The organism is Bacteroides xylanisolvens, assembly GCF_018289135.1.
Classification (GTDB): domain Bacteria; phylum Bacteroidota; class Bacteroidia; order Bacteroidales; family Bacteroidaceae; genus Bacteroides; species Bacteroides xylanisolvens.
The window spans coordinates 5,868,311-5,889,878 of record NZ_CP072216.1; the positions used below are offsets into that span (position 1 = coordinate 5,868,311).

The 21,568-nt window shown below is 41.1% G+C and carries 9 protein-coding genes; all 9 read left to right on the forward strand.

Going from position 1 to position 21,568, the window contains the following annotated elements:
- The first annotated feature begins 2 nt into the window (after positions 1-2).
- The 9 genes from glmM (at position 3) to INE92_RS24140 (ending at position 21,406) form a co-directional block, all read left to right on the forward strand.
- On the forward strand, positions 3-1,391 hold the full coding sequence (gene glmM, locus INE92_RS24100) for a phosphoglucosamine mutase (RefSeq protein ID WP_004313060.1): 1,389 nt from the start codon (positions 3-5) through the stop codon (positions 1,389-1,391).
- Between the two features lie 815 nt (positions 1,392-2,206).
- Positions 2,207-6,166 carry a helix-turn-helix domain-containing protein gene (locus INE92_RS24105; protein ID WP_015532321.1) on the forward strand — a complete coding sequence of 1,320 codons (3,960 nt, stop codon included), beginning with the start codon at positions 2,207-2,209 and terminating at the stop codon, positions 6,164-6,166.
- Between the two features lie 281 nt (positions 6,167-6,447).
- Positions 6,448-9,585 carry a SusC/RagA family TonB-linked outer membrane protein gene (locus tag INE92_RS24110; RefSeq protein WP_004305436.1) on the forward strand — a complete coding sequence of 1,046 codons (3,138 nt, stop codon included), beginning with the start codon at positions 6,448-6,450 and terminating at the stop codon, positions 9,583-9,585.
- A 27-nt stretch (positions 9,586-9,612) separates the two neighbouring features.
- Positions 9,613-11,238 carry a RagB/SusD family nutrient uptake outer membrane protein gene (locus INE92_RS24115; protein WP_004311031.1) on the forward strand — a complete coding sequence of 542 codons (1,626 nt, stop codon included), beginning with the start codon at positions 9,613-9,615 and terminating at the stop codon, positions 11,236-11,238.
- 307 nt (positions 11,239-11,545) lie between these two features.
- Positions 11,546-13,831 carry a GH92 family glycosyl hydrolase gene (locus tag INE92_RS24120; RefSeq protein ID WP_015532323.1) on the forward strand — a complete coding sequence of 762 codons (2,286 nt, stop codon included), beginning with the start codon at positions 11,546-11,548 and terminating at the stop codon, positions 13,829-13,831.
- A gap of 6 nt (positions 13,832-13,837) precedes the next feature.
- Positions 13,838-16,180 carry a GH92 family glycosyl hydrolase gene (locus tag INE92_RS24125; protein ID WP_195436587.1) on the forward strand — a complete coding sequence of 781 codons (2,343 nt, stop codon included), beginning with the start codon at positions 13,838-13,840 and terminating at the stop codon, positions 16,178-16,180.
- A 13-nt stretch (positions 16,181-16,193) separates the two neighbouring features.
- Entirely contained in the window at positions 16,194-16,988 is a 795-nt protein-coding gene (locus tag INE92_RS24130; RefSeq protein ID WP_004313054.1) for a basic secretory family protein, read from the forward strand.
- Positions 16,989-16,998: 10 nt separating this feature from the next.
- Complete coding sequence (locus INE92_RS24135; protein WP_195436586.1) at positions 16,999-19,356, forward strand: GH92 family glycosyl hydrolase; 2,358 nt, start codon at positions 16,999-17,001, stop codon at positions 19,354-19,356.
- Between the two features lie 103 nt (positions 19,357-19,459).
- On the forward strand, positions 19,460-21,406 hold the full coding sequence (locus INE92_RS24140) for a glycoside hydrolase family 97 protein (protein ID WP_195436585.1): 1,947 nt from the start codon (positions 19,460-19,462) through the stop codon (positions 21,404-21,406).
- The last annotated feature ends 162 nt before the right edge of the window (positions 21,407-21,568 follow it).

Here is a 21,568-nt window from a genome sequence, read left to right on the forward strand (position 1 = left end):
CTATGACTCTAATCAAATCTATCTCTGGAATCCGCGGAACCATCGGCGGAGGAGCGGGAGAAGGACTGAACCCGCTTGACATTGTAAAATTCACCTCGGCTTATGCTACTTTAATTCGTAAGACCTGCAAAGCGAAGAGCAACAAGATTGTTGTGGGACGCGATGCCCGCATCTCGGGTGAAATGGTAAAAAACGTAGTAGTCGGCACATTAATGGGAATGGGCTGGGATGTAGTAGATATTGATCTTGCTTCTACTCCGACCACAGAACTTGCTGTGACAATGGAAGGCGCTTGTGGCGGTATCATCCTGACAGCTTCTCATAACCCTAAGCAGTGGAACGCACTGAAGTTACTGAATGAACATGGCGAATTTCTGAATGCAGCCGAAGGCAACGAAGTGCTTCGTATTGCTGAAGCAGAAGAATTTGACTATGCCGACGTAGATCACTTGGGTTCTTACCGCAAAGACCTGACTTATAACCAGAAACATATCGACAGTGTATTGGCTCTTGACTTGGTAGATGTAGAAGCTATCAAAAAAGCAGATTTCCGTGTAGCCATTGACTGTGTAAACTCGGTAGGCGGTATCATTCTTCCCGAACTTCTTGAACGTTTAGGTGTGAAACATGTAGAAAAACTCTACTGTGAACCTACCGGAAACTTCCAGCACAACCCCGAACCGCTTGAAAAGAACCTCGGTGACATCATGAACTTAATGAAGGGTGGAAAAGCTGATGTAGCCTTCGTTGTAGACCCCGACGTTGACCGTCTGGCAATGATCTGCGAGAATGGCGTAATGTACGGTGAAGAATATACACTGGTTACTGTTGCCGACTATGTACTGAAACATACCCCCGGTAACACTGTTTCTAATTTGAGCTCTACCCGTGCTTTGCGTGATGTAACTCGCAAGTATGGAATGGAATACAGCGCTTCTGCCGTAGGCGAAGTAAATGTTGTAACGAAGATGAAAGCAACCAATGCCGTTATCGGCGGTGAGGGAAATGGTGGAGTAATTTATCCTGCCAGTCACTACGGACGTGATGCATTGGTAGGTATCGCATTATTCCTTAGCCATCTGGCTCACGAAGGAAAGAAGGTTAGCGAGCTCCGTGCTACTTATCCTCCTTACTTCATTGCTAAAAACCGTGTAGACCTGACTCCGGAAATTGATGTAGATGCTATCCTTGCCAAAGTAAAGGAAATCTATAAGAACGAAGAAATCAATGATATCGACGGTGTGAAAATAGACTTTGCCGACAAATGGGTGCATTTGCGCAAGAGTAATACAGAACCGATCATCCGTGTGTATAGTGAAGCTTCTACTATGGAAGCTGCCGAGGAAATCGGTCAGAAGATAATGGATGTGATTAATGAATTAGCAAAATAATATCCTGCAAAATAGGATTTTATTTATAACATTTGAGTCTCGTATATCATAAAGATAACTGAATAAGTTGTCTCATTGATATACGAGACTTTTTATTAGGATGATATCCACTGAATGATAATAGTTACTCTTCTCCTTGAGTATTAACAATAAAGTTTCTTTTGATTAAGTCTAAACTTCCTTTCGTCTAATAGTAAACTTCTCTTTTGTTATTTACAAACTTAAAATGAAAGCTTCATTTTTATAAATGCAAGCTTTGTTTTTAAAAACGGAACCTTTGTTTTTATAAATGAAGCTTGCATTTATAGATTGGAAGGGATGAAAGGCAACTTTACTGTTAATAAAAAGAAAGTTTGGACTTAATCAAGAGCAACTTTTCTATTAATAGATTACATGAGAAGTAAGCAGTGTTGAGAGAGAAGTAATCAACAAAGCTTACTTCTCTGCGTCGTTAGCATAGATACACCACAAGAATATCAATTGGTATACAACTTTATAGGTCTTATATCAATGATAAACACATGGCTTAAATATGCATATTGATAAACGTACGGCATGAAAATAAAACTGATTGCATTATTTATAATGATGAGATCATTGAAAAATGGAAGAGGCAGACTCTTAGATTGTGTGAACTTAGTAGTGAAGTAATTGTTGAAAAATAGAGGTACTTGATAAAATAGAGTTGCATTTTCCGTATAAAAACGTATCTTTGTGTAAAGAGAATCAAAGACATCGATTATTAATGGCTATTTTCTTTCGCACTGCGAAACAAAACATATAAGCGATTGCCTGATATTTAATAGATGATATTAATGATTAACACAATGAAAATGCGCTTGATTTTTCCTTTTGTTCTATTGATTTATTCATTGATCTGTCAGGCAGATGGTGGTAAAGATTCATATATCTTCCGGAAAGTAGATTATCAGCAAGGATTATCTAATAGCGCTGTGCTTTGTCTTTTTCAAGACAATACAGGGTTGATGTGGTTCGGTACTTACGATGGAGTCAATTGTTATGACGGCAGAAGCATGGAAGTTTTCCGTTCCGATTTTTCAGCTCCCAAGGCTTTGAGTAACAACGTAATCCATTCTATTCAGCAGGCGGATAATAATTGTTTGTGGATTTCTACTCATTTGGGGATTAATCGTCTTTCACAGAATTCACGGCAAGTTGTCGGATATTATGACTTTACAGATGATTATTATCTACATTCCAATTCAAAAGGAAACACATGGGTGGTGAGTCATGGTGGAATTTTCTACTATAATACATCTTATAAACGATTTGTACAGATTAAGAATCTGAAAGTACCCGTAGAAGATATGGATAAACGGGCGTTCGTCACGGATGATGGTGTTTTGTGGATTTTCACTCAACAAACAGGGGAGCTGTTACAGGTTTCGCAGGATGCTTTTGATTGTGACACATTATCAATTCATTCAACTGTTTTATCTACTAATTTTCATGCGAAACCTATTGAAGATGTCTTTTATCAGAATGGCGTTCTTTGTTTTATCGATAGTGAGCATGATCTTTATGTTTATGATATTTCCCGACAATCTAAAATTTATATTCGTAACCTTTCTTCATTAGTGCAGAAGAATGGAACTATTGCAGGAATAGCCCTTTTCTATGAAGATATTATTATTGGTTTTCGAACGAATGGGTTAGTCCGTCTCCGTACTTCACAAAAATATAAAGAAGAAGTGGTCGACCGGAATGTACGTATATATAGTATTTATCGAGATCCTCATCAGAATGTCTTATGGGTTGCTTCAGACGGACAAGGGACGATTATGTATGCTAAGAAATATTCTATTGCCACCAATTTGATGCTCAATCAACTGTCATCTAACTTAAGCAGGCAGGTACGTTCTGTTATGACAGACGATAGTGGTGGACTATGGTTCGGGACGAAAGGTGATGGACTGTTGCATATACCGGATTATCGTGAGAATGAGGAGGTTTCTGCCGTTACAGTTTACTCTCCTGAAGGAAAGCAAAATGTTGTGTCTTATATACGATGGAATAAAGAATTTCCCGTTTATAAATTGGTTCAAAGCCGTTATATGGATGGCTTTTGGATAGGATCTGGAGATCCGGGACTATTTTACTATTCTTTTGAAGACAAAGCTTTGCATTCTGTGGAGAATCTGCCGGCACAACCCACCGAGATACATGGCATTTATGAGGAAAATGATAGTGTACTTTATGTGGTGACAGCCGGTTCCGGTTTTCATAAATTAATACTTGAGAAGCAGGCAGGTACCATTCGTTTCAAGTCGCAGAAAAGTTATCATTTTTTTCACGGTCAGCGAGAAATTACGATGTTCTATCCAATGTTGCCCGAAGGGGATTCTATTTTGTGGCTTGGCAGTCGGGAGAAAGGACTCGTACGGTTTGATAAGCGGACTGAAGAATATAAAGTGATTTCTTTGAAAGAAATGCTTCATAAGTCGGTAGACGATGTGCTCAGCCTGTATCGGACCAAAGAAGGGTTGTTATATGTAGGGACAACATCAGGATTGGTATGTTTGAATTCTAATGGCAAACAGATGAAAGCTACCTATATCGGACGGGAGCAAGGTTTGCTCAATGATATGATTCATGGTGTACTTGAAGATGAGAACGGACTCTTATGGCTTGGTACGAATCGGGGGCTGATTAAATATAATCCGATAAATGGCTCATCACATGCCTACTTTTACAGTGCAGGTGTTCAAATCGGTGAGTTTAGTGATGATGCTTATTACATGTGTCCATATACACAGGAGCTTTTTTTCGGTGGGATTGACGGGTTGCTTTATTTGGATAAAGAGGTGCAGGCTGCTCCGGAATTTTATCCGGATATTTTGTTACGTAAGTTGACTGTTGGACATACGCAAGTGGTTCAGGGGGATGGAGATTACTATACAGACGATGGTAAGGCATTACAGTTGAAGGGGACGGAGGTTTCATTTGCACTTTCTTTTGTTGTTCCGGATTTTTTATCAGGAGAAGATATAGAATATTCTTACCAGTTGGAAGGATATGATAAGGATTGGACCTCTTTTAGTAGTATTAATGAAGCCTCATATACAGGAGTGCCGGCAGGTGATTATATCTTTAAGGTACGCTATAAGAGGGATGTATTTGATACAGAATATCGGCATTTTTCTATTCCGGTATATATCCTTTCTCCCTGGTATCGATCGGTGGCGGCTTATTTTGTTTATTTGATCATTTTTTTGTTGTTGTTAGGGTACGTGATATATTTGCTACGTAAAAACTACCTTCAGGAACGGATGATGAAAACACTGATGGGGACAGAAAGTTGCCGGAAATCCGAGACTGTATATACAAACCGTAGGATGCTTGAAGATTTTACTCTTATTTATAATTATTGTGACCAATTGCGTGCAGAGAATCTTTCTTATGAGCAATGTCTTGAGAAAGTGTCACTGATACGCGAAACTGTGATGAGCGCACTTCTTAATCCTGACGCTCTGTTTTTGGAAGAACTTAAACAATTCTTTCCGGATCGGTTTATTGTTTCTGCGCGTATGAGTATACAGGGAGTTTCTCAAGAGGTGTTGCGTACGTTGGAAGAACAAGGGATTGATCATTCTTCTATATCGTCAATGATTCCGGAACACTTAACATTTCCAGTTTACAAGAATGCGTTATACAGTATTCTTTATTGCTGCTATCTCCGGATTACTGAAATGAAGGGTACTCATGGCGTAATAGTAGAAATGTCAGAACAGGATGGTAAGATGCAGCTACATTTTTCTTCTAAAGATGCTACTGCGAAAGCGTTGTATGAATATCTTTCAGATAAAGCTTCTTCAGTGACGGAGAAAGATTCCGATCATGTGTTTGTTGTGCATTTACTTTTAGGTTTTGTACGGTCAGCTTTGGAACGTATTCATGCCGTTCTTCGTTATGATGATGATGAGAGTGGTAGTCGGTTGACGATTATCTTTGAACCGGCGGTCTTGACAGTAGCAGGTGAACAAGGGAAAAAAACTGTGCTTTTGTTGGAAGACAGAGATGAAATGACTTGGTTGATTAGTAATTTCCTGGCTGATGAATACGTGGTTCATCAAGTAAAGAGTGTGCAGCTTGCTTTTGACGAAATTCGTCGGTCGGCTCCGGCTCTATTATTAGTGGATATGACAATGTATGCCAATGCTGAAAGTACTTTTATGGAGTATGTTAGCCGGAATCGTACTCTGCTTTCAAAGACAGCTTTTATTCCATTGTTAACCTGGAAAGTTGGTTCGGCCATTCAGCGGGAACTGATCTTGTGGTCTGATTCTTATATTGTACTTCCTTATGATATATTATTCTTGCGGGAAGTTGTCCATAATGCTATTTATGGAAAGCGGGAAGCGAAGCAGATATATATGGAGGAACTGGGAGATTTGGCGGGACAGATTGTCTGTACAACTACCGAACAAGCTGATTTTATTCGTAAATTGTTAAAGGTGATTGAAGAAAACCTGGACAAGGAAGAACTGGGCTCAACGTTGATCGCTGATCGTATGGCAATGAGTTCCCGTCAGTTCTATCGTAAATTCAAGGAAATTTCCAATACTGCTCCCGGTGATTTAATAAAGAGTTACCGTATGGAAAAGGCAGCCCGCCTGTTACTTGATGAAGAACTTTCTATTCAAGATGTTATTATGGAGGTCGGTATTTCCAGCCGGTCTTATTTTTATAAAGAGTTTACCCGTCGGTTCGGGATGACACCGAAAGATTATCGGGAACAGCGAAAGGTATGCTGATTGTCAGGTTAAATTCTTTCGTATAGGTGATTAGTTGGGAAACATTATTATTTATTTGTTTGTCACAACCTTGTGCTCTAAATTCCTTTTGTCGATTTATTGTATTGATTATTAGTGTGTTAATCTGTGCTCTAATTTACCATTCTGTGCTTTAGATATGTGTCTTTATTTTGCCGTTTTTTTGGCAAGGTAGAGCATTGGACTTTTATTCGAATAGCCTTTATTTGCAACAATCTTTTTAAAGGGAATTAACCTTATTACTAATCAAATTTAAAGGAATTATGAATGAAAAACTAAAGTATCTTACCTTATTTGTAATAGGTATGATGTTGAGTTTGGGCATGAATGCTCAATCTGTAAAATCAATCTCCGGTACGGTAACCGATGATCAGGGAGAGGCGGTTATCAGTGGTACGGTGAAAGTTAAAAACGGTAGTACAGGAACAATCACTGACATTAACGGTAAATACACTCTCTCTGTTCCTTCCAATGCCACCTTGGTGTTTTCGTATATTGGTTATATCACACAAGAATTTAAAGTCTCGGAATTAAAGAGTAATGTTCTGAACGTAGTTCTGCAATCGGATACGAAAGCACTGGACGAAGTAGTCGTTGTAGGTTATGGTACCATGCGCAAATCAGACTTGACGGGTTCCATTTCCACAGCCAAAGGTAAAGACATGCTGAAAGCACAATCATTCAATGCGCTTGACGGATTGAAGGGTAAAGTGGCCGGTGTGAATATCTTCTCTAATACCGGTCAGCCGGGTGGAGAATCGCGTGTCATCATTCGTGGTATTTCTACTATCAACGCGTCGGCATCACCGCTGTACGTAGTAGATGGAGTGGTGATGTCAAACTTCGAATTGCTTAATCCGAATGATATCGAATCTATCGAAGTATTGAAAGATGCTTCCTCTGCTGCCATCTATGGTGCCCGTGGTGCGAATGGTGTTATCATGGTGACTACCAAGCGCGGTAATGCAGGAAAAGGAGTCCATGTTTCCTATGATGGTTCATTGTCTATCGGTAAGATGGCTAGAAAAATAGACGTAATGGATGCTAACGAATGGATGTCTACCTTCAAGCAGGGATTGGAAAATGCCAACGAATTTCAAGGCAAGAACTTCACAACTGATCTGTCACAGATATTCACAGACGAACGTTTGTTCAATGCAGACGGTTCTCCGAAATATAATACCAACTGGCAGGATGAAGCATCCCGCACTGCCATCTCTCATAACCATCAGATCAGTATCCAACGTACAGGAGAAGGATCTTCTATCGGAGCATTCATCAATTATACCGATCAACAGGGTATTTTGTTGAATTCTTACTTCAAACGTATCAATGCAAAATTGGCATATGATGACAAACCGACTGATTGGCTGTCTACTTCCGTTAATTTATTAGTAAATCATACTTGGGGTAATAGAACTTCTGATAACCCTTACGGACAAGGCGCATTGCGTACAATGATCGAACAGTTGCCTTTCTTACCGGTTAAGCTGGATGGTGAATATACGCAGACGAACATTATTAATACAAGCTCTATTCTCAATAATCAGACTGATCCTAATAGCGGAAAACAAGGATTCAGCCCGGAAGGTGTAGGTAATCCCGTTGAGTTGCTCGAACGGATGCAGGCTATGCAATATCGTACGCAGATTTTTGGTAATGCTGCTTTGACTTTCCATCTCATGAAAGGATTGGATCTGAAGACCCAGTTCGGTATCGACTATCACAATAATCGTGATGCTAACTATACGCCGTTCACTCCGCGTCCGATGATTAATCAAAGTTCCGAGGGAGCAGCTTCTGCAAATAACTCCAACTCTTTGTATTGGCAGGAAGAAACCTATTTGACTTATGTGAAAGATATAAACAAACATCACATTAATGCAATGGCGGGTATGTCTTGGCAAGAGTATAATTATACCAAATTCGAAGCTTCCGACAGTAAGTATATTGATGACTTCTACGGATATTATAATTTAGGTTCCGGAACGAACCGTCCTTCTGTAGGCAATGATTACGACAAGTGGGCGATGAACTCTTATTTCTTGCGTCTGGCATATTCTTATGACAACAAGTATATGGCTACCGTAACCGGTCGTTATGATGGCTCTTCCAAATTCGGACAGAACAATAAATATGCATTTTTCCCGTCAGTCGGCTTGGGTTGGATGATTTCTAATGAAGACTTTTTGAAAGATAACTCATTGATCAGCAAGCTGAAATTACATACTTCTTACGGTCTGACAGGTAATTCGGAAATTGGTACATATAAATCATTGGCTACGGTGAGCCAGTCGAATACGATCATTGGTGATGCTCTGCATGTAGTGTCTTATCTGGACAATATGCCTAATCCGGACCTGAAATGGGAAAAGACAGGACAGTGGGACTTAGGATTCGAGTTGGGTTTATTCAATAACAGACTGAATTTCGATATTTCCTATTATTATAAGTATACTTCGGATTTGTTGCTCGACCGTCCGGTTCCTGAATCAACAGGTTACTCTTCCATTATGGATAATATTGGAGCCGTTTCCAATCGTGGTGTAGATATTCTGGTTACAGCATATCCTATTCAGACACATGATTTCCAGTGGACTTCCACTCTTAATTTAGGTTTCAACAAAAACCGTGTAGAGAAGTTGGATGAAAGTGCATCTGTTGATCCTGTCACCGGTAAGCGTCAGATTACGACCGACGGTTTTGTGGGTTACGATATGTTGATTCGTGAAGGTGAAGAGCTTTCCTCTTTCTATGGTTATAAGCGTGCCGGTATTTACGATGGTATTCCGTCTAACTGGGATCCGGAGACAATGAACATACCTTCCACTATTGGTGAAAAGGTAACTTATAAGAAACGCGAAATTATCGGTAACGGATTACCTGACTGGATGGGCTCATTCATCAATACCTTCAATTATAAAGGATTTGATTTGACTTTAGACTTCCAGTTTACATGGGGGGTGGACGTGATGCAAGAATATTATCACTCTACTGTAGCCCGTTTCCTAACTAACGGTATAGACCGTCTTTATAAGGAAGCATGGCATCCAACTCTCAATCCGTCGGGTAAAGAACAGGCAATTCGTCTGAATAACTTTGGTCAGGGAGCTAATAACCAGGCAGATGATGACTGGGTTTGCAATGGTTCTTATTTGCGTTGTAACATGATTCAGCTCGGATATACCTTCAATCCGACACTGATTAAGAAGATCGGTCTGTCTTCATTGCGTTTGTATGCGAATGTGAATAACGCATTCCTGATTACTTCTAAGGACTATAACGGATATGATCCGGATAACTCATCTCGTTTAGGTGACAACAAATGGGGGGCTAACCGCCAATTCTTCACCTATCCGCGTCCGAGAACGTTTACGTTCGGTCTTAATGTAGCATTTTAATTCACCGTTATAAAAACTATAAGAATTATGAAACTATTAAAAGTATATATATCTGCATTTTGTATGTGTTCACTTTCTGTGTTGCTGAATTCATGCGACGATTTCCTGAAAGAAGAACCATTGGATATGAAGTCATCTGACCAATTCTGGAAGACGAAAGCTGATGCGGAGTCGGGTGTGAACGCATTGTATTTCGGTGGTGTACCTTATTTACACAACACTGATGTAGGCGGTGGCTGGACTCCTAAAGCGACAATGTGGGGTGGTATTGTGTCCGGATTGTACGTTGATAAGCGTAAGGATAGAACATTTACTACGGCATCCGAAGGGTGTAATTTCAATATTGAATCTTTTGATGATATTGCAATGAAATACTGGCATGAGTTTTATAAAGGTATTTCACGTGCCAACTTTGTTATTGCCAATATTCCGACAATGACCGGTGTGCTGGATGAAGCTACTATTAATAATTATGTGGCTCAAGGTAAATTCTTCCGTGCATATGGATATTTCTGGCTGGTCAAAGAATTTGGTGGTGTTCCTTATATTTCAGAACCTTACACATCTACAGAAGGTATGTACAAAGAACGTCTTTCTGCTGAAGAGGTTTATAAGAAAATTGAAGCCGACTTGCTGGATATTGTCAACGGGGATGCATTGCCGAATAAAACGTTTTATGATAATGGCTGTTATGTCACTAGGGCAATGGCGCAGACTTTGCTGGCACAAGTTTATTTGCAATGGGCTGGTGCACCGTTAAACGGTGGAACAGACTATTATGGAAAAGCAGCGCAGATGGCTTTGAAAGTGATCAATGATAGTCCTCACGAACTTATTCATCCAAATGGAACGACTGATGATTTGAGCTCGGCATATAATGTAATCAAGACTACGAAAAGTTCTGCAGAAATCATTTATGCTAAAGAATATAATTATAGTGATTATAGTGTAGGTAACTCTTATGCTTGTCGTTCTATTGGTACAGATGCTTTCCAATGGGGAGTGTTCCATCCGGGAGGAGACGTGCTGTATAATGCATACCTTCCCTGTGATATGTTGCTTAACAGCTATGCCTCTAATGATATTCGAGGACATGAGAAACAGTTCTTCTTTAAGAAATATACCGATGCTGCAGGAAAGACTTATACTTTGAACAATGCAGGCAACTGGGCGTGGTTTGATGAAAATGCTTTGATTAGCGGTCACGACGGTGATTATAATATGCCGGTATTCCGTTTTGCGGAAGTCTTGCTGATTGCGGCCGAAGGTCTGGCACGTACAAATCATGAAGATAATGCTGTCGGTGGAGCTAAATATTATCTCAATCAAGTGCGTAAACGTGCTGGATTGGCAGATGAGACGGCTACAGGAAATGATTTAATACAATCGATTTTGACTGAACGTTTACATGAGTTACCGTTGGAATTTAAGATTTGGGACGACATTCGCCGTACTCGTTTGTATCCGGAAGCATCTACAGAATCAGGAAAATTGAAATGGACTGCTCTTGCATCGGCTCAAATCCAAAACAAGCCAGATGGAAGCACAAGAGCCGGTGCCATTCCTGAATATGCTTTGTTATGGCCTATCCCGTTAGATGAAATTCAGGCTAATCCTGCGTTGGAAGGACATCAGAACCCGGGATGGAATTAATTAGGTAATAATAAATATTTGTTTCTGATAGAATTGGAGAGAGGGTAAAGGCTAATTATCCTCTCTCTATTGCTTAAACGGTTAGTCTTTCGGTTGTACTCTCATTGTATACACATAAATATTATGTTTTGATTCTCAGTTGTTTAACTTGTACTCTCGTTGACACTCGTTTCCTTTGGTTGACTATACTGCTATTTTTTCTTATTTTGGCGTATCAGAGGACTGATAATTGCTGAAAGATGCTTTAATTTGTAACATAAATAAAAAAGACTTGATAATCTAGTATTAATAGTTTAATTCGTAGACCATGAACAAAAAGAAACTACTATCTTTCGCAATAGCCCTGCTATTGGGAGTTTCCTCTACCTTTGCACAAAAGCAACCGGTAGACTATGTGAATCCTTTAATGGGAACTGATTCGAAAATATCACTATCTAATGGGAATACATATCCTGCCATCGCGTTGCCTTGGGGAATGAATTTTTGGATGCCACAAACCGGAAAGATGGGTGACGGTTGGGCTTACACTTATGCATCCGACAAAATCAGAGGTTTCAAGCAAACCCATCAGCCCAGTCCGTGGATCAATGACTACGGTCAGTTTTCAATCATGCCGATGACTAAACAGTTGAAGATCGATCAGGACAGTCGTGCTTCCTGGTTCTCTCATAAGGCAGAGAAAGCCACTCCTTATTATTACAGTGTTTATTTGTCAGAGTATGACATGACAACTGAAATAGCTCCGACAGAACGTTGCGCATATTTCCGTTTCACTTTCCCTGAAACCTCCGATGCCTATGTGGTGGTAGATGCTTTCGACCGCGGTTCGTATGTGAAGGTGATTCCCGAAGAAAATAAAATAGTTGGTTATACGACACGCAATAGTGGCGGTGTTCCTCAAAACTTTAAAAATTACTTTGTGATAGAGTTCGACAAGCCTTTTACTTTCAATAAAGTATGGGCAGACTATCATTTGGTTGAAACACATCTCGAACTACAATCCAATCACGTGGGTGCTGCTATCGGATTTTCAACGAAGAAAGGAGAACTGGTACATGCAAAGGTGGCATCCTCATTCATCAGTCCTGAACAGGCTGAACTGAACTTGAAAGAAATTGGTAATAAGACCTTTGAACAGACAAAAGAGGCCGGTCGTAAGGCATGGAACAATGTCTTGGGGCGTATCAAGGTTGAAGACAGCGATGAGAACCGTATGCGTACGTTCTACTCTTGTTTGTATCGTTCGGTGTTGTTTCCCCGTATGTTTTACGAAGTAAACGGTAAGGGAGAAACTGTGCATTACAGCCCCTATAATGGTGAAATCCGTCCGGGATATATGTTTACCGACACTGGATTCTGGGATACTTTCCGTTGCTTGTTTCCATTTGTTAATTTGATATATCCTTCAATGGGTGAGAAGATGCAGGAAGGCCTGTTGAATACCTATCTTGAAAGTGGATTCTTTCCTGAATGGGCAAGCCCGGGCCATCGTGGTTGTATGGTTGGGAACAATTCAGCTTCTGTAGTGGCGGATGCCTTCATGAAGAATGTAACCAAAGCGGATGCAGAAAAAATGTACGAAGGCCTACTGAAAGGGGCCAATAGCGTACATCCGAAAGTTTCTACTACCGGACGCCGTGGATATGAATATTATAACAAACTGGGCTATGTGCCATACGATGTGAAAATTAATGAGAATGCGGCACGCACATTGGAATATGCATACGATGACTGGTGCATTTACCGTATGGGTGAAAAATTAGGCCGTCCGGCAGAAGAACTGGATGTTTATAAGAAAAGGAGTCAGAACTACCGTAATCTGTTCGATCCGGAAACTAAGTTGATGCGGGGAAAGAATTCCGACGGAACTTTCCAGACTCCTTTCAATCCTTTTAAATGGGGAGATGCCTTTACGGAAGGAAATAGTTGGCATTATACATGGTCGGTATTCCACGATGTACAAGGACTGGTTGACCTGATGGGCGGCAAGAAGATGTTTGTCAGTATGCTTGATTCTGTATTCAATCTTCCTCCTGTATTTGATGATAGCTATTATGGAGGAGTGATTCACGAGATTCGTGAAATGGAAATTGCTAACATGGGTAACTATGCACATGGCAACCAACCTATCCAGCACATGATCTACTTGTATAACTATGCCGGCGAACCGTGGAAAGCCCAATATTGGTTGCGTGAGACGATGAACCGCCTCTATCTTCCTACTCCGGACGGTTATTGTGGAGATGAAGATAACGGTCAGACTTCGGCTTGGTATGTATTTACTGCATTGGGATTTTATCCGGTATGTCCGGGCAGCAATGAATATGTGATGGGAGCTCCTTACTTTAAGAAAGCAACGATTACACTGGAGAACGGCAAGAAATTGGAAATCTCCGCCCCGAAGAATAACGATGATAATCGTTATATTCGTTCATTGAATTATAATGGCAAGAATTATACAAAGAATTATCTGAACCATTTCGATCTGTTGAAAGGCGGTCGTCTGGTGTTTGATATGGATAACAAACCGAATAAGGGAAGAGGTATCAACGAATCAGACTTCCCGTATTCATTCTCTCGTGACGCAAAGTAAGCTGATATGAATAATTTGAGAAAGAAAGTATTGATGATGACTATGGCGGCAGTAACTTTGTCCGCCATAGCTCAACAGCCGGTAGACTATGTGAATCCGATTATCGGGACCAATGGGATGGGGCACACTTTTCCCGGTGCTTGCACTCCTTTCGGATGGGTACAGTTGAGTCCGGACACAGACACAATTCCGCATAATATAAATGGAGCTTATCAGAAAAATGCCTACGAGTATTGTGCTGGTTACCAATATAGGGACAAGACCATTGTTGGCTTCAGTCACACTCATCTTAGTGGTACGGGACATTCTGACTTGGGAGACATCTTGTTGATGCCTGCTGTTGGCGATGTGAAGTTAAATCCCGGTCGGGCGGATTATCCGGAAGAGGGATACCGTTCACGTTTTGACCATGCTACAGAAAAAGCTGTTCCCGGATATTATGAAGTGATACTGGACGATTATGGCATTAAGGCCCAACTGACAGCAACACAACGGACGGGTATACATAAATATACCTTCCCGAAAGGAAAAGATGGTCATTTGATTTTGGATCTGGTGCATGGTATTTATAATTATGACGGCAAAGTTCTATGGGCCAATTTGAGAGTCGAAAACGATACTCTGTTGACCGGATATCGTATCACCAATGGATGGGCGCGTACGAATTATACCTATTTTGCTATCTCTTTGTCACAGCCGATTAAAGACTACGGATATAAGGATAAGGAAAAAGTATTGTACAATGGCTTTTGGCGTCGTTTTAAGTTGGAAAAGAACTTCCCCGAAATCACAGGTCGAAAAATCGTGGCTTACTTTAACTTCGATACCGCTAACAATTCGGAACTGGTTGTAAAAGTGGCATTGTCGGCAGTCAGTACGGAAGGGGCCATTAAGAATCTGCATGCCGAGGCTTCCGGAAAGAGTTTCGAACAGTTGGCGGAGGCTGCTCGTACAGATTGGAATAGTGAACTGGAGCATTTCGAGATCGAAGGTACGCCCGATCAGAAAGCAATGTTCTATACTTCTCTTTACCACACCATGATTAATCCGTCTGTGTATATGGATGTAGACGGTTCCTATCGTGGGCTGGATCATAACATACACCGGGCGGAAGGATTCACCAACTATACTATATTTTCCCTTTGGGATACCTATCGTGCGGAACATCCTTTCCTGAATCTGGTGAAACCGGGACGCAATGCGGATATGGTGGAATCCATGATTAAACATGAGCAACAAAGCGTGCACGGAATGTTGCCGATATGGAGTCTGATGGGAAATGAAAACTGGTGTATGAGCGGTTATCATGCTGTGTCTGTACTGGCGGATGCAATAACCAAAGGCGTCTTTTCGAATGTGGATGAGGCATTGGCGGCAATGGTCAGTACATCCACCGTTCCGTATTATGAAGGTATAGCTGATTATATGAAGCTGGGATATATTCCGCTTGACAAAAGTGGTACAGCAGCCTCTTCTACTTTGGAGTATGCATACGACGATTGGACTATCTATCAGACAGCTTTGAAGGCAGGTAACAAGGAAATAGCGGAGACTTACCGAAAGCGTGCCCTCAATTATCGTACTATCTATGATACAAGTATTGGTTTTGCACGTCCCCGTTATAGTGACGGTTCTTTCAAGAAAGAGTTTGATGTATTGCAAACCTATGGTGAAGGTTTTATCGAAGGCAATTCATGGAATTTCTCTTTTCATGTGCCACACGATGTATTTGGCATGATCGACTTGATGGGAGGAGAAGGGACGTTCGTGCAGAAACTGGATGAACTGTTCTCCATGCATCTGCCGGAGAAGTACTATGAGCATAATGAGGATATTACGGAAGAATGTTTGGTCGGCGGATATGTGCATGGTAATGAACCGAGCCACCATGTTCCTTATCTATATGCGTGGACTTCCCAGCCGTGGAAATCACAGTACTGGCTGCGTGAGATTCTGAATAAGATGTATAAGAATGATATTAACGGATTGGGTGGAAATGATGATTGCGGACAGATGTCAGCATGGTACCTTTTCTCCGTGATGGGCTTCTATCCGGTTTGTCCTGGTACAGACCAGTATGTATTGGGAGCGCCCTACCTACCTTATCTGAAGATGACGCTTCCTAATGGAAAAACATTAGAGATCAAAGCGCCGGGTGTCAGCGATAAGAAACGTTACGTGCAGTCGCTGAAATTGGACGGCAAAGTATACGACAAGATGTATATTACACATGAAGACATTTTGAAAGGAGGCGTGCTTGAATTCAAGATGGGTGCGTCACCTAACAAACGCCGCGGATTATCACCGGAGGATAAACCTTATTCATTAACTAACGGAATCAATCAATAATCAATAAAGAAATATGAAAAAGATACATTTAATCTATGCTGCTTGCCTGCTGGTAGGTATGGGGGCTTGTGCTGCAAGTGTGCAAAAGCAGGTGAAGGATAATTTTGATGTATGGAAAGAGTACAATACAGGTGCTATATTGTTTGAGGATAAAGCACCGGAAACGTTGGGATCGGACATTTATCACCGGATTATTCCCGATGCTGAATCGTACATCAAGGAACAGGCACGTACTGTATTAGCTACTCTTTACAATTCTCCGGAAGATAGTATTCCCGCAGTGCACAAGATACATTATACTTTGGAAGATATCAACGGTATTTCTGCTAAAGGCGGTGGCAATGGTGATGTGACGATTTTCTACAGTACACGTCATATTGAAAAATCTTTTGCAGCGAATGATACGGCAAAGTTGTTTTTCGAAACGCGCGGGGTATTGTTGCATGAACTGACACATGCTTATCAGCTGGAACCGCAAGGAATCGGTTCTTATGGAACCAATCGTGTGTTCTGGGCATTTATCGAGGGAATGGCAGATGCTGTGCGGGTTGCCAATGGAGGATTTGACGGACCGAATGCCCGTCCGAAAGGCGGGAACTATATGGACGGTTATCGTACAGCCGGTTATTTCTTTGTCTGGTTGCGTGATAACAAAGATCCTGAATTCCTGCGTAAGTTCAATCGCAGTACGTTGGAGGTGGTGCCTTGGTCGTTCGATGGTGCTATCAAACATATTTTAGGGAATGAATATAGTATTGACGAATTATGGCATGAGTATCAGGTCGCTGTAGGTGATATACAAGCATAATAATGTAAATATGGTGAGTGTTATGGGTAAAAGAGGATTGTTTTTAGTATGGCTGTGCCTGGTGAATATTTTGCCGGGCATGGCTCAAACCGAGAAACTGATTGATTATGTGAATTCATTTGTGGGAACAGATGGTTATGGTAATGTGTATCCGGGTGCGCAGATTCCTTTCGGAGGAATTCAGATGAGTCCGGACACGGATAGTAAATACTATGATGCGGCTTCCGGTTATAAATATAATCATTCCACCTTGTTGGGGTTCAGTCTGACTCATTTAAGCGGGACTGGTATACCTGATTTGGGAGACTTCTTGTTTATTCCCGGAACAGGAGAGATGAAACTGGATCCGGGGACACGTGAGGAGCCGGAAAAGGGATACCGTTCACGTTATTCTCATGAAAAGGAATGGGCATCACCTAATTATTATGCGGTGGAACTGTCAGATTATGGAGTAAAGGCTGAAATGACGTCAGGGGTACGTAGTGGTATGTTTCGCTTCACCTATCCTCAATCGGATAAAGCTTTTATAATGATTGATATGAACCATACTTTATGGCAATCTTGTGAATGGGCGAATCTGCGCATGGAAAATGATTCTACCATCACCGGATATAAACTGGTAAAAGGCTGGGGACCGGAACGGCATATCTATTTCACGGCTACTTTCTCTAAAAAGTTGACCGGCTTGCGCTTTATGCAGAATAAGAAACCGGTGATTTACAATACCTCCCGGTTTCGTAGCAGCTATGAGGCTTGGGGAAAGAATCTGATGGCTTGCATCTCTTTTGATACAAAAGCCGGAGAGGAAGTGATTGTAAAAACTGCTATTTCATCGGTCAGCACAAACGGAGCAAAGAACAATATGGCGGAACTTGCCGAACTCGCTTTCGATGATCTGAAAGCTAAAGGAGAAGCACTATGGGAAAAAGAACTTGGAAAATATACCCTTACTGCCGACCGTAAAACGAAAAGAACTTTCTATACATCGGCTTACCATGCGGCTTTGCATCCGTTCATCTTTCAGGATGCAGACGGGCAGTTTCGAGGATTAGATAAAAATATAGAGAAAGCCGAAGGATTTACCAACTATACGGTATTCTCTCTTTGGGATACCTACCGGGCTTTGCATCCCTGGTTCAATCTGGTGCAGCAGGAAGTGAATGCCGATATTGCCAATTCCATGTTGGCTCATTATGATAAGAGTGTGGAGAAAATGCTGCCTATCTGGTCGTTTTATGGAAATGAGACTTGGTGTATGATTGGTTATCATGCAGTTTCCGTATTGGCTGACATGATTGTGAAGGGAGTAAAAGGGTTCGATTACGAACGTGCGTATGAGGCTATGAAGACCACGGCGATGAATCCGAATTATGACTGTTTGCCGGAATATCGTATGATGGGATATGTGCCTTTCGATAAAGAGGCGGAATCAGTATCTAAAACATTGGAATATGCGTATGATGATTATTGCATGGCACAGGCTGCCAAGGCTTTGGGTAAAGAGGATGATTATCGTTATTTCTTGAATCGTGCACTCTCTTATCAGACTTTGATTGATCCGGAAACGAAGTATATGCGTGGCAAGGACAGTCAGGGAAACTGGCGTACACCGTTTACTCCGGTAGCTTATCAGGGACCCGGATCTGTAAATGGATGGGGGGATATTACGGAAGGCTTTACTGTACAATATACCTGGTACGTACCACAAGATGTACAAGGATATATGAACGAAGCTGGCGAAGATTGGTTCCGCAACCGGTTGGATGAACTGTTCACAGTAGAGTTGCCGGATGACATTCCGGGAGCACATGATATTCAAGGCCGTATCGGAGCCTATTGGCATGGAAATGAACCTTGCCATCATGTAGCGTATCTTTATAATTACTTGAAAGAACCTTGGAAATGTCAGAAGTGGGTACGGACGATTGCTGAACGTTTCTATGGCGATACTCCGGATGCATTAAGTGGCAATGACGATTGCGGACAGATGTCGGCTTGGTATATGTTCAATTGCATTGGCTTTTACCCGGTGGCTCCTTCAAGCAATATGTATAACATCGGTTCTCCTTGCGTTGAGGCAATAACAGTTCGGATGAGCAACGGAAAAGTGATTGAAATGGTAGCAGATAATTGGTCGCCGAAGAATGTGTATGTAAAGGAATTGTATGTGAATGGCAAGAAGTATGACAAATCTTATTTGAAATATGAGGATATACGTGATGGCGTGAAACTACGTTTTGTCATGAGCAATAAACCGAACTATAAGCGTGCGGTATCGGATGAAGCGGTAGCTCCTTCTTTGTCGTTGCCCGGAAAGACAATGAAATATCAGGTAAATTTAATGAAAACGGGTATATCAAACCAGTGAAAATGACTTTTGAAGGAGTATTACCCAGTCCGTTTGATAGTACGAAGTGATGTTTTTATTACATTTGCCAATGTAAAACGATTATTAATTAAATATCTAAATCATGAGAAGATATTTCCTGTTAGTTGTGTGTTTGTGCTTGGCATCACTACTTCGTGCACAGAATAAGTTAGAGTTAATTTCTCCCAATGGAGAGCTGAAAGTGTCCTTGAATCTCTCGGATAAAATCTATTATAGTATAGATTATAACGGAGATGTATTGTTGAAAGACAATACCCTTCAGTTGACATTGAGGAATCAGGTGTTGGGACAAAATCCCAAACTGCGCCGTCAGAAACGTATGAGTGTCGACGAGCAATTAACTCCTATTGTTCCTTTGAAATATTCGAAAGTCAATAATCGTTATAATCAATTGCTACTGACCTTTAAAGATTATGCAGTAGAATTCCGTGCTTTTGACGATGGAGTTGCTTACCGGTTTATTACCTCACAAAAAGGTGATGTTGAAGTAATGAACGAAGAGTTTGCTATCAACTTCCCGTCGGATTATCTTCTTCACTTGCAACAACCGGGAGGCTTCCATACAGCTTATGAGGAACCTTACACACATGTTCAAAGTAATGCGTGGAAGCCTGAAGAACGGATAGCTGTTTTGCCGGTATTGATTGACACACAAAAAGACTATAAAATATTAATCAGCGAGTCGGATCTGGCTGATTATCCATGTATGTTTCTCAAAGGAACGGGGACGAACGGAGCAATCTCTGTTTTTCCTAAAGCTCCGCTTGCGTTTGCCGAAAACAGTGATCGTAGCATGAAGATTACTCAAGAAGCTGATTACATTGCTAAAACAAAAGGTACGAGAAATTATCCTTGGCGTTACTTTGTGATAAGTAAAAATGATAAGCAGTTGATTGAGAACACAATGACTTATAAACTGGCTGAAAAGAATCAACTTCAGGATGTTTCATGGATTAAGCCGGGACAGGTGAGCTGGGAATGGTGGAATGACGCTTCTCCTTACGGACCGGATGTGAATTTTGTTTCCGGTTATAACTTGGATACTTATAAGTATTACATTGATTTTGCTTCTAAATTTGGTATTCCATATATCATTATGGATGAAGGCTGGGCTAAAAGTACACGTGATCCTTATACGCCTAATCCCAAAGTAGACTTGCACGAGTTGATTCGTTATGGCAAAGAAAAAAATGTAGGGATTGTGCTTTGGTTGACATGGTTGACGGTAGAAAACAATTTTGATCTCTTCAAGACTTTCAATGAATGGGGAGTAAAAGGACTTAAGATTGATTTCATGGACAGAAGCGATCAGTGGATGGTCAACTTTTACGAACGGGTAGCCCGAGAAGCAGCCAAACATCATTTGTTTGTCGATTTTCATGGCTCTTTCAAACCTGCCGGACTGGAATATAAATATCCGAATGTATTGTCTTACGAAGGAGTGCGTGGAATGGAACAAATGGGCGGTTGTTATCCGGATAATAGTCTGTATTTACCATTTATGCGTAATGCTGTCGGTCCGATGGATTATACTCCCGGAGCGATGATTAGTATGCAGCCTAATGTGTATCGGTCGGAACGTCCTAATGCTGCAAGTATCGGAACACGTGCTTATCAGTTGGCACTCTTTGTGGTTTTTGAAAGTGGTCTGCAGATGTTGGCGGATAATCCTACTCTTTATTATCGTAATGAAGATTGTACCCGTTTCATTACACAAGTTCCCGTAACGTGGGACGAGACTGTGGCACTGGAAGCTAAAGCGGGTGAATATGTCATTGTTGCAAAACGGAAAGGTGATAAGTGGTTTATAGGAGGAATGACTAACAATGGTGAAAAGGAACGTAAGTTTACCATAAAGTTAGATTTCTTGAATAAAGATCGCTCTTATCAAATGACATCTTTTGAGGATGGTATCAACGCAGGACGTCAGGCGATGGATTATCGTTGCAAGTCAGCCCAAGTGAAAGCCGGAGAACAGCTAACTATAAAGATGGTTAGAAATGGCGGCTTTGCAGCTGTCATTGAATGATGGCACATATTCTAACTTTCCATACGTAAAAATGGAATCCTCTTTCAATCTATCACCATTCTTCTGAAACGCATTGTTCATCGAGCTTTCAGGGTGGTGATAGATTGTTCTCCACCTATCATCTAATCATTCATCTATCACCGTTTGAAATGAACATGCCTG

Coding starts and splice junctions, on each gene's coding strand:
- glmM (WP_004313060.1), top strand. CDS start 3: ATGACTCTAATCAAATCTATCTCTGGAATCCGCGGAACCATCGGCGGA.
- INE92_RS24105 (WP_015532321.1), top strand. CDS start 2,207: ATGATTAACACAATGAAAATGCGCTTGATTTTTCCTTTTGTTCTATTG.
- INE92_RS24110 (WP_004305436.1), top strand. CDS start 6,448: ATGAATGAAAAACTAAAGTATCTTACCTTATTTGTAATAGGTATGATG.
- INE92_RS24115 (WP_004311031.1), top strand. CDS start 9,613: ATGAAACTATTAAAAGTATATATATCTGCATTTTGTATGTGTTCACTT.
- INE92_RS24120 (WP_015532323.1), top strand. CDS start 11,546: ATGAACAAAAAGAAACTACTATCTTTCGCAATAGCCCTGCTATTGGGA.
- INE92_RS24125 (WP_195436587.1), top strand. CDS start 13,838: ATGAATAATTTGAGAAAGAAAGTATTGATGATGACTATGGCGGCAGTA.
- INE92_RS24130 (WP_004313054.1), top strand. CDS start 16,194: ATGAAAAAGATACATTTAATCTATGCTGCTTGCCTGCTGGTAGGTATG.
- INE92_RS24135 (WP_195436586.1), top strand. CDS start 16,999: ATGGTGAGTGTTATGGGTAAAAGAGGATTGTTTTTAGTATGGCTGTGC.
- INE92_RS24140 (WP_195436585.1), top strand. CDS start 19,460: ATGAGAAGATATTTCCTGTTAGTTGTGTGTTTGTGCTTGGCATCACTA.